Origin of the sequence: Burkholderia sp. Se-20373 (assembly GCF_017104705.1) — a bacterium.
In the GTDB taxonomy this organism is placed as follows: Bacteria; Pseudomonadota; Gammaproteobacteria; order Burkholderiales; family Burkholderiaceae; genus Burkholderia.
The window spans coordinates 14,442-28,324 of the sequence record NZ_JAAGPH010000110.1 but is presented as its reverse complement, the minus strand read 5'-3'; the positions used below and the strand labels follow the sequence as shown (position 1 = coordinate 28,324).

General features: G+C 63.2%; 9 protein-coding genes. 1 reads left to right on the top strand and 8 read right to left on the bottom strand.

All coding sequences use genetic code 11. The annotated features are described in order from the left end of the window. The 4 genes from yjfF to G3N96_RS28065 all read right to left on the bottom strand — a co-directional run. The coding region (yjfF, locus tag G3N96_RS28080) for a galactofuranose ABC transporter, permease protein YjfF (protein WP_206139207.1) at nt 1-1,079 on the bottom strand (1,079 nt) is incomplete at its 3' end. Continuing rightward, complete coding sequence (locus G3N96_RS28075; RefSeq protein ID WP_124579096.1) at nt 1,076-2,116, bottom strand: ABC transporter permease; 1,041 nt, start codon at nt 2,114-2,116, stop codon at nt 1,076-1,078. The genes G3N96_RS28075 and yjfF, both read right to left, overlap by 4 nt. Further along, entirely contained in the window at nt 2,113-3,627 is a 1,515-nt protein-coding gene (locus tag G3N96_RS28070) for a sugar ABC transporter ATP-binding protein (RefSeq protein ID WP_124579094.1), read from the bottom strand. The genes G3N96_RS28075 and G3N96_RS28070 overlap by 4 nt, the downstream gene beginning before the upstream one ends. Before the next feature lie 75 nt (nt 3,628-3,702). Then, a complete protein-coding gene (locus tag G3N96_RS28065; protein ID WP_089429808.1) occupies nt 3,703-4,665 on the bottom strand; it encodes an ABC transporter substrate-binding protein in 963 nt (320 codons plus the stop codon). Between the two features lie 449 nt (nt 4,666-5,114). Between G3N96_RS28065 and G3N96_RS28060 the strand changes: the two genes are divergently transcribed. Next, the gene (locus G3N96_RS28060) at nt 5,115-6,161 is read left to right on the top strand and encodes a DNA topoisomerase IB (RefSeq protein WP_206139206.1); all 1,047 of its coding nucleotides are present in this window, start codon (nt 5,115-5,117) and stop codon (nt 6,159-6,161) included. 397 nt (nt 6,162-6,558) lie between these two features. Here the strand turns inward: G3N96_RS28060 and G3N96_RS28055 are convergent, their stop codons facing one another. From G3N96_RS28055 to G3N96_RS28040, 4 genes are all read right to left on the bottom strand, one after another. Then, nucleotides 6,559-7,044 carry a hypothetical protein gene (locus G3N96_RS28055; RefSeq protein ID WP_206139205.1) on the bottom strand — a complete coding sequence of 162 codons (486 nt, stop codon included), beginning with the start codon at nt 7,042-7,044 and terminating at the stop codon, nt 6,559-6,561. A 72-nt stretch (nt 7,045-7,116) separates the two neighbouring features. After that, nucleotides 7,117-9,207, bottom strand: a complete 2,091-nt coding sequence (locus G3N96_RS28050; protein ID WP_206139204.1) for a TIGR02594 family protein — start codon at nt 9,205-9,207, stop codon at nt 7,117-7,119. A gap of 3 nt (nt 9,208-9,210) precedes the next feature. Continuing rightward, nucleotides 9,211-10,341 carry a hypothetical protein gene (locus tag G3N96_RS28045; RefSeq protein ID WP_206139203.1) on the bottom strand — a complete coding sequence of 377 codons (1,131 nt, stop codon included), beginning with the start codon at nt 10,339-10,341 and terminating at the stop codon, nt 9,211-9,213. 47 nt (nt 10,342-10,388) lie between these two features. Then, complete coding sequence (locus G3N96_RS28040; protein ID WP_206139202.1) at nt 10,389-13,268, bottom strand: type VI secretion system Vgr family protein; 2,880 nt, start codon at nt 13,266-13,268, stop codon at nt 10,389-10,391. Between the last annotated feature and the right edge of the window lie 615 nt (nt 13,269-13,883).

Below are 13,883 nucleotides of genomic sequence, written 5' to 3'. Positions count from 1 at the left end.
CGCATCGTCGAAACCAGCGCGGCATCCTCGTCGGGCGATGCTGGCCGCGCCGGTGCGGGGTTGCGTGTCGGCCGCGGCGCCCCGAGCCCCGTGCCGCCCGTGCGCCGCCGCACGGCGTGCCGTTCGATCACCCGTTGCAGCACGCAGAACACGCACAGCAGCGCGCCGATCACGATCCGCGTCCACCACGAACTCAACGTGCCGTCGAACGTGATCAGCACCTGGATCGTGCCGAGGATGCCGACACCGAACACCGAGCCGACCACGTAGCCCACGCCGCCGGTGAGCAGCGTGCCGCCGATCACGGTCGCGGCGATCGCGTCGAGTTCCATGCCCTGTGCCTGCAACCCGTAACCCGACAGCACGTACAGCGTGAACACGACGCCGCCGAGCGCCGAACAGAAGCCGCTCAGCGCGTACACGCCGACCTTCGTGCGCGCGACCGGCAGCCCCATCAGCAGCGCCGAACGCTCGTTGCCGCCGATCGCGTAGACGTTGCGGCCGAAGCGCGTGAAATGCGCGACGTAGATCGCGCCGGCCAGCGTCGCGAGCGCGACCAATGCGCCTGCGCTCAACGTGCCGCCGCCCACCGGCACGCTGAAGCCCGCGATCGCATGAAACACCGGCTCGTTGATCGTGATCGACTGCGTCGTGATCAGGAAACACGCGCCGCGCGCGAGAAACATCCCGGCGAGCGTGACGATGAACGGCTGCAGCCGGAAATAATGGATCAACGCACCCATCGCCGCGCCGTACAGCGCGCCGAACGCGAGCACGAGCGGCACGATCACCCACACGGGCCAGTGCAGCCGCTCGGCGCCGACCGTGCAGAAGATCGTCGTCAGCGCGACGACCGAGCCGACCGACAGGTCGATCCCGCCCGACACGATCACGAACGTCATCCCGATCGCGACGATCAACAGGAACGCGTTGTCGACGAGCAGCCCGGTCAGCACCTGCATCGAGAAGAAGCCCGTGTAGGTCACGGACCCGAAGCCGAACAGCGCGGCGAACAGCACGATCGTCACGACGATCGGCAGCGTGCGCGGGTCGGCGAGCCGGCCAAGGAATCGGTTCATCGCGGCGTGGCTCCGGAAGTGGCGCGCGAACGCGCGGAAGGCAGCAGCCGCGACGCGTGCCGGACGACCCACGCACGGGCAGCCTCCGACTGGATCAGCGTCACGACGATCACGACGACCGCCTTGACGACGAGCGTCGCCTCCGGCGGCACGCCGATCGAATAGGTCGTGTAGGTGAGCGTCTGGATGATCAGCGCGCCGAGCACCGAGCCGGCGAGGCTGAAGCGGCCGCCGAGCAGCGACGTGCCGCCGAGCGTCACCGCGAGGATCGCGTCGAGCTCGAGCAGCAGCCCTGCGTTGTTGCCGTCGGCGCTGCGCACGTTCGAGCTGGCCAGGATGCCCGCGAGCGCCGACATCACGCCTGAAAACAGATACACGCCGAACACGATCGCCCCCGAGCGCAGCCCGACGAGCCGCGTCGCGACCGGGTTCACGCCGATCGCGCGGATGAACAGCCCGAGCGCGGTGCGGTTCACCAGCAGCGCGGTCGCGGCGATCGTCGCCAGCGCGATCCACACCGCGCACGGCACGGCCGCGAGATAGCCGCCGCCGAGCGCGAGGTAGCCGGGCGCGCCGATCGGGATGATCTGGCCGCCCGTCAGCAGTTGCGCGACGCCGCGGCCGGCCACCATCAGGATCAGCGTCGCGATGATCGGCTGCATCCCGACGAACGCCACCAGCAGCCCGTTCCATGCGCCGGCCAGCAGCCCGACGCCGAGCGCGGCGGCCAGCGCCACGCCGATTCGCGACGGGTCCGCGTCGAGCACGATCGCCGCGGCCGCCCCGGCGATCGCGACGATCGCGCCGACCGAGATGTCGATCCCGCGGGTCGCGATCACGAGCGTCATCCCGAGCGACACGATCACGAGCGGCGCCGCGCGGTTCAGGATGTCGACCGGCGCGCCGAACAGGTGACCGTCGAGCAGCGTGATCGACAGGAAGCCCGGGCGATGCGCGACGTCGAGCGCGAACAGCAGCGCGAGCGTCAGCACCGGCCACACGAGCGAATGACGGAACAACGTGCGCAGCCGCGTCATGACTGGCCTCCCGCGATCAGCCGGTACACCTGCTCCTCGGATGCGTCGGCGCCGGTCAGTTCGGCGACCTTGCGCCGGTCGCGCAGCACCGCGATCCGGTGGCTCACGCGCACGACCTCGCTGATCTCCGACGAGATGAACAGGATCGCAAGCCCTTGCGCGCACAGCGCGAGCACGCGCTCCATGATGTCGAATTTCGCGGCGACGTCGATGCCGCGCGTCGGCTCGTCGAGAATCAGCAGCTTCGGTTCCGTCGCGAGCCAGCGCGCGAGCAGCACCTTCTGCTGGTTGCCGCCCGACAGCAGCCCGATCGGCTGCTCCGCGTCGCGCGCCTTGATGCCGAGCCGCGCGATGTACGTATCGGCAAGCTCGCGCTGCCGCGCCCGCCCGATCAGCCGCCACCAGCCGCGCCGCGCCTGCAGCGCGAGAATGATGTTCTCGCGGATCGACAGCGCGGCGACGATCCCCTCCTTCTTGCGATCCTCCGGGCAATACGCGATGCCGTTGCGAACCGCGTCGTGCGGCGACGCGAGCCGCGTGCGCGCACCGTCGACCTCGATCGCGCCGGTGTCGGCGCGCTCCGCGGCGAATGCCAGCTGCGCGGTTTCGGTGCGCCCCGAGCCGAGCAGCCCGGCCAGCCCGACGATCTCGCCGGGCCGCACGTCGAGGTCGAGCGGGCTCATCATCCCGCGCCGGCCGACCTGCTGCATCGACAGGAACGGTTCCGCGTCGCCGGCGGTGCGTTCGACCGCCGCCGCACCCGCCTGCAGCGTGTCGGACATCCGTTCGCGGCCGGTCATCTTCGCGACCAGCACATCGACCGGCAAGTCGCGCGCGAGATACTCGCCTTCGCGCTCGCCGTTGCGCATCACGGTGATCCGGTCGGACACCGCGTAGGTCTGCTCGAGAAAGTGCGTGACGAACAGGATCGCGATGCCCGATGCCTTCAGCCGGCGCAGCACGTCGAACAGCCGCGCGACCTCGCCGTCGTCGAGGCTCGACGTCGGCTCGTCGAGAATCAGCACGCGCGCGTCGACCGACACCGCCCGTGCGATCGCGACCATCTGCTGCACGGCGATCGGATATGCGTCGAGCGAACGCGTGACGTCGAGCGACAGGTCGAGCTCGGCCAGCGCCGCGCGCGAGCGTGCATGAATCGTGTTCCAGTCGATCGCACCGCGCCGCATCGGCTGCCGGCCCGCGAAGATGTTCTCCGCGACCGACAGGTTCGCGCACAGGTTCACTTCCTGGTAGAGCGTCTGGATGCCGGCCGCCTCGGCTTCGCGCGGCGCGGCGAAATGCACCGGCGCGCCGCCGACGCGAATCTCGCCCGCGTCGTGCGCATGCACGCCGGTGAGCACGTTGATCAGCGTCGACTTGCCCGCGCCGTTCTGGCCCATCAGCGCGTGGATTTCACCCGGAAACAACCGGAAGTTCACGCGCTGCAGCGCGTTCACGCCCGGAAACGACTTGTCGATGCCGATCATCTCGACCACCGGCGGACTCTCCATGCATCCTCCCTCGAAGCGGTTGGCGCCCGGGGCGGCCGCCATGCCGCCGCCCGCGCCGGGTCGTCGGTACGTGGCTCAGTACTTGCGGGTCGGCAGCACCTGGGCCGCGACGTTCATCGGGAACACGGTCTCGTTCGTCACGATGCGCTTGGGCAGTTGCTTGCCGGCGACCACGTCCTTCACCGCGGTCATCAACTGCGGGCCGAGCAGCGGGCTGCATTCGACGTCGACGTTGATCTTGCCCGCGACCATCGCCTGGAAGCCGCCCTTCGTCGCGTCGAACGACACGACGCTCACGTCCTTGCCGGGCTTGATCCCCGCCTCTTCCATCGCCTGGATCGCGCCGAGCGCCATGTCGTCGTTGTGCGCGTAGACGACGTTGATCTGCTTGCCGTAGGTCTTCGCGAACGCTTCCATCACCTGCTTGCCGCCCGCCAGCGTGAAGTCGCCGCTTTGCGACGCGATCACCTTGAACTTAGGATTGCTCTTGATCACTTCGAGGAGGCCGGCGCGCCGGTCGTTGGCCGGCGCCGAGCCGACCGTGCCCTGCAGCTCGACGATGTTGATCGGGCCCGGATCGTTCTTGTAGCGCTCTTCCATCCAGTGGCCGGCGCGCCGCCCTTCCTCGAGGAAGTCGGAGCCGATCATCGTCACGTACAGCGACGGGTCCTTCACGTCGACCCCGCGGTCGGTCAGGATCACCGGGATGTGCGCGGCCTTCGCTTCGGTCAGCACGGGCTCCCAGCCGGATTCGACGACCGGCGAGAACGCGATCACGTCGACCTTCTGCGCGATGAACGAGCGGATCGCGCGAATCTGGTTCTCCTGCTTCTGCTGCGCGTCGGAAAATTTCAGGTTGATGCCGGCGTCCTTTGCCGCGCCCTTCACCGACACGGTGTTCGCGGTGCGCCACGCGCTTTCCGCGCCGACCTGCGAGAAGCCGAGCGTGATCGGTTTCTGCTGCGCGTGCGCGCCGCCGGCCAGCACCGTCGCCGCGGCAACGATCGCGCCCGCCGCCAGCTTCCTGATGAATGTCATGGTTCGTCTCCGATGATGTCGTTGTGTGCCGCTGCGCTGTTCTGTTTCTGCGTGGCGCAGGCGCGGATCGGGGTTGTAAGCCGGCCGGGGGCTTCGCGCCGGCCCGGTCTGCATGCCCCGCATCAGTCTAGAAACAAGTCCGATAACCTTCTAATGAAATATTGGATTGGGGCGATATCGGATTCGGCATACGTATAAACACCTAAGCATGCGGGCAGGCCCGTTCTTGCGGGCCTTGGCCGCGTTTTGCGCGGCTTTTGCACGAGCCACGCGTCCGGCGCACGCTTGTGCCGGGCATCCTCGCGCGTGCCGGGAATGGCGCACGGTTCTTGCTGCACGACGCCGAAACGGACGCATAAACAGGAGAAAACCGTGCGCGCAGGATGTCCGAGCGGAACGCAGCCCGACGATACGCGGATCGGCAGCGACGTCGATCGCCGCGCCGCAGCATGAAGCAGCGCGCCCCGTCGCAGCCGAATGCACGCATGCCCGCCGGGCCGCTGCGTCATGTCGACGACCGCCGCCCCGGCTATACGCGTCGGCCGCTCCGCAACGGCTTCGCGTATTACGGGCCGGACGGTGTGCGAGTGCGCGATGCCGACGAAATTGCCCGTATCAATGCGCTGGCGATTCCACCCGCGTACACCGACGTGTGGATCTGCATGGACCCGCGCGGTCATCTTCAGGCAACCGGCCGCGATGCACGCGGGCGCAAGCAGTATCGCTATCACCCGCTGTGGCGCGAGACGCGAGACGCGAACAAGTACGCGCGGATGGCCGCGTTCGCGCGTGCGCTGCCGCGCATCCGGGCGCGCGTCAAGCGCGATCTGGCGTTGCCGGGCATGCCGCGCGACAAGGTCGTGGCGACGATCGTCCGCTTGCTCGACACGACGCTCGCGCGGATCGGCAACGCGGAATACGCGCGCGAAAACGGCTCGTACGGGCTGACGACGTTGCGCAAGCGTCATTTGAAAATTCGGCCCGGCCAGGTGCAGTTGCGCTTCGCCGGCAAGAGCGGGATCGAACACGACGTGACGGTCGACGACGCGCGGGTCGCGCGGATCGTGCGGCGCTGCGCGGAGCTGCCCGGGCACGAGCTGTTCCAGTATGTGGACGACGACGGCGTACGCCATCCGGTCGGGTCGTCCGACGTGAACGACTACCTGCGCGAGGCCGGCGGCGCGGATTTCACCGCGAAGGACTACCGGACCTGGGCCGGCAGCGTGCATGCGCTCGGGTTGTTGCGGCGCACCGAGCATCGCGGCGTCACGCACGCGCGCAAGCAGATCGTCGAAACCGTGCGCGCGGTGGCCGAGCTACTGCGCAACACGCCGGCCGTATGCCGGCGCTGCTACATCCATCCGGCCGTGCTCGACGCGTTCGAGGCGGGCACGCTCGCCGCGCTCGCGGTCCGGCGGACGCCGCGCGGCTTGCGCGCGGATGAAGCGGCGTTCGTGGCGTTGCTCGGCGCCGCCAGCCGGCGAGCGGGGAGATGACCGCTCACATCGTGCCGACGCCCGTTCCGGTACGACCGGCACTGCCCGAAACCCGTTTCGTTTTCAATCGGGTGCCGAGCGCATGACCGATAACGGGTTGCGCCCGTTTCCTTGAACTCGTTGATACAACAGGTTCGCACGGTGGCAGCGCGCTGCGCGCGTCACGCCATCGGCATCGAGGTCCAGGCGACGTCCTCCTGCGCTGCTCCTCAGCCCGCACGACTCCGCTGCATTCCAGCCCGGCCAGCTACCAAGGCAATTCCAGGAGAATTCATTGAGACCGTCGCAAGCGCACACCGCGAAAGCGCGATCTTCGCGGCGTGGATTATCCCGAGCACGGGCGGGGCGCGAAGCTACACTGAGTATCCGGTCACGTTCCCGCCAAAAATCTCCGAAGTCAACGAGAAGATAATGGCTTGTGTCCTATTGCCTTCAACGCAGCATTGACATCATCACGCGTGTCCACGACGCGTCCTTCCACCTTGCAATCCGATTGCACCGGCTTCGCACCGACTGCAAATCCCACACCGCCGAGATCGGTTGCTACCCATTGCGCGTTGCGCTTTTCCAGCGCGAACTTCATGATCTCAGCCTGGTCATCCGTCATCTCCAGGCTGCCGTCCTTATCCGCCAGTGCAACACATGCGAAGGCGGCATCATGATCCTTGATCAGATCGACCACGAAATAGTGGTAATTCTTCAGGTCCGGTTCGCCGTCGTTCAGCCGGTGAACGGCGGCCAGTATATGGGCGCGATCAGGGTCGCTCTTGTCCAGATCGCGGGCATACGTCACGTTGGAGACGGTCGCGCCGAAGATCAACGCGCATGCAGTGATTTTGGATAGCTTTATCATCAGCATTCGAGAAAAATAAGTAACCGGCATCGCCCCTCATCGAACGGCAGTGCGACCCGTCTCGCGTAACATCGTAGCACCCGGCCTCCGGCGAAAGTACGTCTATCGAGTCGATGCTGCCGTCATCGATGTGCTGCCGTCATCCGGCACGAGCGCCAGTTGATAGTCATCATCGGTTGCGTCATAGCCGATCGGGAGACGATACGCTACCACCAAAGACGGAGGCAGATGGCTTTTATTCACCTCATGCGCCTTGCCCTGGTTCCCGCCCAACGTTGCCAATGATTGCAAACGTTGATGCGCATCGAAGCGATGGGCACCGTTGACAAAGGTAACGTGGTATGCACTTTTGCCGAAGCGCACGACGGCGATGGCACCGTATACCGGCTTGTTCCCCTTGGTCGGTTTCCCCCACTTGAGGAAACTGCTTGCCATCGCATTGGTCTTTCCCTTCGTTCCCTCATAGCCCGCGCGCTGCAGACACCAGTTCACGAATGCCGCACAGTATGCGGCGGAATTCGGATCTGCCTTGGTTTGTGACGTCGCACCGAAATACTCCTTGATGTGCTCGGTGGAAACGTCTCCTCCCTTGCGCTTGATACCAACGTGACGCTCCTCCTCTGCATACGCCATCCACGGTGCATGGCTGGCACTCAACGCCTCGGTTTTCGGGTGATCGCTCTCATCCCGGGAACGGACAGCATGCACTTCCGGTGCCGGCTTTGCCGCGGGTGATGCCCCGGCAGTCCCACTGGTCGGATGCGTGCCTGGATGCGCAGGCGCGCTCATTTCAGGTGCTGAAGGTGCAGCACGAACGGCGTTCCCATGAGTCTCAGCGGCGTGGGCCGAAGCACCGGACGATGCAGATGCCGCGTTCGTCGCCGGAGCCGCTGCTGCGGCGGACGATCCGGCACCCACCGGGGCGACCGCCGCAGATGAGCCTGCCGCCACCGGTGCGGCGGCCGTTACCGCGCCCGGTGGTGACGATGGGTGCGCAAGTGCCTTCGGCACGGTCAGGGCCTGACGCGGATATAGAAAGTACGGCGATGCAATGCCGTTCAGGCGCGCCAGCACGCGATAGCTTGTCGAGTATTTCTTTGCGATTTTGCTGAGCGTATCGCCTTTCTGAACGATGTATGTCTCCGTACCGCCATGCGAATCGGCGCTGGCATGCGAGGCAGCGGAGGCCGGGGCTGAGGGGTGACCCGCTGCAGGCTGAGTTGGTGCCGGTGCCGGTGCCGGTGCCGGTGCCGGTGCCGGTGCCGGTGCCGGTGCTTGTGCTTGTGCTTGTGCTTGTGCTTGTGCTTGTGCTTGTGCTTGTGCTTGTGCTTGTGCTTGTGCTTGTGCTTGTGCTTGTGCTTCGGGCTGGGCAGCCGGCGGCTTATGCAATTCCGTCGCCGACGGCACGACGATTGTCGGCGCAACGACCGTAAGGGCCGTAGCAGGCGTCGTCGGCGTCACGGCCTGCTCGATCTGTACCCACTTGTGATCGTGTTCCGACCAGGCTTGCAAGGAAACCGGGCCGCCCGACAGCGCCGCCTGTACTTGCACTTGCCCGTTCTTGTCCGTGACCAGGTCGATCGTTTTGCCACCCTGGGTCGCCTTAATTTTGGTGTTGACCAGATGCGCCTTGGCCTGGTCGAGCACGTACACATTCACCGTCGGCAGGCAGCCCTTGCAGCCCGCCTTCTGTGCCCGTTCGATAGCCCGCTTCATCGACGGGCCACTGGCCACTTCGATGATGTTCTTCGCGTATTTCTTGTCCGTGGCGTAACCGGCCGACTGCAGTGCCCTTGCTTCCGCTTCGAGATTGCCCTTTACCCCTTCGCTATAAAGACCCGCCGCTGCATAGCGCGGATTCGATGCGAGAAATTTCTGACGATCTCGCAAGCTCTCCAGCATGGATGGATACACACGAAACGGAGCAGTCACCCAATACTTGCTGCCATCCTCTCGCTCTTCTGGAACGGTAAAAGTACGCGACTCACCGTGCCACGACGCATCAGCCTTGATGTTGAAGAGGTTGTTCGTTCCATGCAGAACGCGCTCCCCCCAGCCTGTTTCCTGCGCAGCCTGCGCAAGGATCAATTTCCATGAGCAGCCCGTCTCATCGGCGACCTGTCGGGCCGGGCAATACAGGTTCTTGATGAATTCCAATTCGTCTTCGTACGTATATTTCTTGTCGCCCGCCATGACTTAACTCACTCCCCGCTGAAATACAGCGCCACGCCCTTTGGTTTTCGTCACGCCGACCCAACTACTGCCGTCGAATTCGATCGCATCCATCTCGCTGCCGAACGTATGGAGGATGCTCACAGCATGTGAGGCAAGATCGACGGACAGCAACACCGTGCGATTGCCCTTGCATGCGTCACCGATCACACTCACGGTACGATTGCCGCGCGCAACCGCATCAATGCTGCAGAGCGTGCCGCTGCCCGTCGAGAAAGAGGACGTTGTCTTTCCTGCGGGATCGACCGTCACAACCGTCAGCACGCCGGCAGGCGTGACACCAACGTCATACACCCCCCCGTCCGAAGACACGAGCGCACTCGCCGACGTCACGTTGCCAGGCAACGGATACGCGGAACGGAGATATCGCTTACTGTCGAGATCAATCTGCGACACCGCGTATCCGTCGTGACCTGCTCCGACATTCGGCAGGAACTTGCCTGCCAGCAGAAGGTGCCGACCATCCAGCCGGGCGGACGTGTCGGTCCAGAATGCTCCACTCGAAAGCTGCGTCAGCGTCGGCTGCCCAAGATCGGCATCGAGGTGCGCGACGAATGTGCCAAATGGCCCACCACGCTGCAATGTCGCGCTCGTGCCCCCTGCGACATTGACGCCGGCGGGACCTACGTCGAGCATGTAGAACCACTCGTCAAAACCTGCATGAATCGGCTGCCGCTTTTCGAGCTTGCCCGTAACGGAGAGACGGTTCACTACGATGCTCGTTTGATTGAGCGACTCACTGCCCTGCGTGTGTTCCTCGGTCACCGCATAAATCGAGTGACCGTCACTACCGCAGGCTACTGCAGAATTACTGACATGACTCGGGCCATGTGGAATGGCGGTACGCCATTCAACCCTGTGGCTACCTGCATCGACCAACACGACCATTGCGGATCGGCTCGGCCCGGCGTCGTCATAAATGTGTCCACTGATGCAGTAGCGGTCATTGCCGAGCGAATTGATGGCATCGGCACTGAATCCTTCCGGCGCACCGAGCGGAAGCTCTATCGTGGGCGCCGATGCCACCGCGACGTGGATCAGCATCGCGCCCAATATAGCGCCCATCCAGTACTTGACCTGCACTCGTGCTTTCATCTGCTTTTGCCTTGTCTTTCTGACTATCTTTCTCAACCTCAAATACCTCACCTGTTCACTTCCGAAGGTGGGCAGGCCGCCGTGTTTTCCGTATCCGTCGAATCGTCTGCGTCCGTCGTGTCGACGACATCGTCCGCCATCGCATGGTCCGCATAGTCAAACACGCCCGCTTCGGGGTGATCAACCTCGTTGGCGCTCATGTAGAACGGCTCTTGATACATCATCGTCTTCCATTTGCCATGGTTCAGATTGAAGATCGCGTGGATCTGCTGCGGTGTATCGGTAAAGGCACGCAAGGTCTGTCCGCTGTCATCGAGCATGCCGCTGCCGAGAACAACCCCGGCGTCCCCAACCAAGTGATAGCTGACTGCCTGCGCAATGCCATCCGGTTTGTGCAGGACTTCGTCGAGCACCAGTTGCTGGCTGTACTGCAACGGTTGCTGGCTTTCGAAAAACGCTTGCTGCGGGGGCGAAACGCTCGTGCCGCCTTGCTTTTCCCACGATGCGCACCGCTCCAGGATCTGCCCCGGCGTACCGTTCTCGATCCCGTTCGTCGATATCTTGATGTAAGAGTTGCCAGCGCCGATCCAGATCTCTTTCGGAGCGGTCAAAACGATCCGGCCGTCCTTAGTCGAGATCGAAATGTCCTTCAACGCCGCCAACGCCATTGCGTCACCCTGCGCCTGAATCTCGACCTTGCCTTTGGCCGCGAACAGCTTCATTCCTGCTTTCTGAACGAACAGGCTGAGCTTCTCCGCGACGCTAGCGACAAGCGACTTGCCAGTCGCAATGTGCGTGCTTTGCCCACTGACGAGATTGACGTGCTGGTCCGCCGTGATCTGCGTGGACTGCTGGGTCGACAGGGCAATGCCCTCTGGGCTCGCCATCAGCATCACCGGCTTCGCAAAGCTGTTCGCGCTACCCGTACCACCGCCAGCCGTCCGTCCGCCCTGTGATGCGGCAGTAACACTGTGCCGCGTCGCATTGCGGAATCCCGACAGCGCATCGCTGCCCGGTTGTAGGCTTTCGGCTTGACTCGCCACACTCGCCTGCGACTGTGCATCGATCACTCCGTATGCATTGACGAGTTGCTCCGTCGCCACGCCTGCATCGAGCGGCTGCCCCGCTGTCGCCGGATGCGTTGATACGTACAATCCTTGGCCAGCGCGGATCGCACCATACGCGGTCGACTTCAGATCGAAGCCCGTTCCGAGATAGCTTCCCCGTGTGTTATCGGAATGCTCGACCAGATGCCCGAGATGCAGATGCGATTCCGCACTCGTCGAATACAATTGCGCCCGATTCTGGCCGGTCGAGTCGTCCATCACCAGATGGTTGTATCCACTGCCGCCAAATTCCTTCGACCGATAGCCCGACAGGACACCGTTGCTGTGCCACTGTGGCCGGACGCTCCCGTTGTAGACGCGATGGAGAACGATCGGCCTGTCGCAGTCTCCGCCGACGTACCCGACCAGGACTTCCTCACCGACTCTCGGAACGTGAACGCTCCCATACCCGCCACCGGTATCCGACTGCGCGACTCGCACCCAGCATGAAGCGCTCGCGTCGCCCGAGTTCTGACGGTCCCATATGAACTGGACCTTGACCCGGTTCAGTTCGTCCGTGTAGACCTCTTCACCCCGGGGCCCCACGACAATGGCCGTCTCGAGCTCCATCGCAGGTCTCTTGTGCTCGAACGGGCTCCGATACGGAACCGTTACGCGTTGCGCCTCCACTTCGACCAGGTAAAAGCCGGCTGATCCGTCTTCATGCGCAACGAGTTCCACCGTATGCATCGATTTCACATGCGCCAGTTGGCTCTGCAAGCTATGCGGAAAGTTCGTTTCGTGGCTGGACAGCGGCAGGTTGTTCTCGATGAACCTCTGTACCTTGATCGCCACGAATTCGCGCTGACCGGCCGCGTCGCGATCGTGGTCTGGATGTCCCGTCAGCGCGAAGCGGCGACCTGCGTCAATCGCCCGGATACCGCCCACGCCGAAGAATCGCTTCGCTCGTGACTCCCATTCCTCCAGGTGAATTTTCGACAGGTGTTCGCCGCGACTTTGGTCCAGATACGTATAGGCACCCGTGTATTCGTAGACTTCAGCCTGCTCCGGCAAACTCCCTTGACCTGACATCGTCGGCAACGTCGTACCTTTGGGATTGGAGATGGACGGAGGCGTCTTGTAATCGAACGTGCGCGTCGTGTGGACGGTACTTTGCAATGTCCGGGAACCCGCCCACTGTGTAAACGCATCCGTTTCGCCACTTGCACCCGATCTGGAGAACCCGACCGAACCGGGGGACATCTCATCGAGCGCGTAAACATCGTCGGTCACGACGAACCGATGCGACTTCCCGTCGCTGTCCTGCCGCCAGAACCCGAACAATCCCTCCTCTTCCAGCAATCGATGGACGAAATTCCAGTCGGTTTCGCTCTGGCGACAATACGAACGCGAAGGCAACGGTTTCAGCAACGCAAATTCGAACTGCCCTCGTGCCTGTGGATGCACATTGAAAACGTCCGTGACGATGGCGTCGACGCTCTTGTCCTGCCAGTACCGCATATCGCTACGGAACTTGAGGAAATGCATCCACGAAGCGAAAGTCAACTGATAGCTGGAAAGGCTGCCGTCGGCACCCAGCCTGCGAGCCGTATGAATGTAACCGTTGAGCGGCTGATAGGACCTGTTCGCTTGTTGAATCCAAAGCGTCATTGGTTGGGCGATCAGCGTCTTGAGTTCGATGTCGCTCGCGGTGGATACCATGTCGAGCGTGGCACTAAAGTCGCGGCCGAGCTCGCTATAGGTCACCGCTCGCCGCGGTACGAGCGCGTTCTCCGGCAACGCCGGGATGCTCGTCTTGAGCAGGCGGTCTTGTTGGATCAGGCCGCCACGAATCGCCTGAACCACTTCGGTCATGTTCATTCGTTATCCATCTTCTTGTTTTTCGCAAGCCCGCAGTGGCTCGCACTCTCACGGGAACGGCATCCCGTTAGCGGCCGCAATTCTAGCGGCAACAGCAATTCGCGAGAATATACTTAATCTCGAAAACAACAATATGAAATGACAAAAATTGGCATATAAATCGCGAAGAGGCAGGCCGCCTCGTCTCGCCCCCCGACACAATTTCATTTACCAGACCACTTTCTTTCCGTTTTATTTCATTTTCTATTAAATTTTAATAGAAACGTAATTTGCATGGACTGGGCAGAACCGACGCGATTACCTGCGCCGCCGATGACAGCCCGGCCCGAACTCTGGGGTTTCAACCTGACCGAACATCGCGAACATTGTCAAGGTCGGAATCCAATATCAATGGCTCGGTGCGGGCCCTGGAAAAATGAACCGTTTGTGGGGCTTACCCAGTCACGGACTCATGTGATTCAAATGGAAACAGTCACGCAATGAATTGTTTCATCAACGTTTCCGCAACAAGTCACGCAGTCCGCGTCATGCCCCTGTAACCTGCGTGCGGAGTTTTCCGCTTCTTCAATCTCATCGAACCATTCACGCAGCGAGATCTGAGCGTCGGCTGCGCCC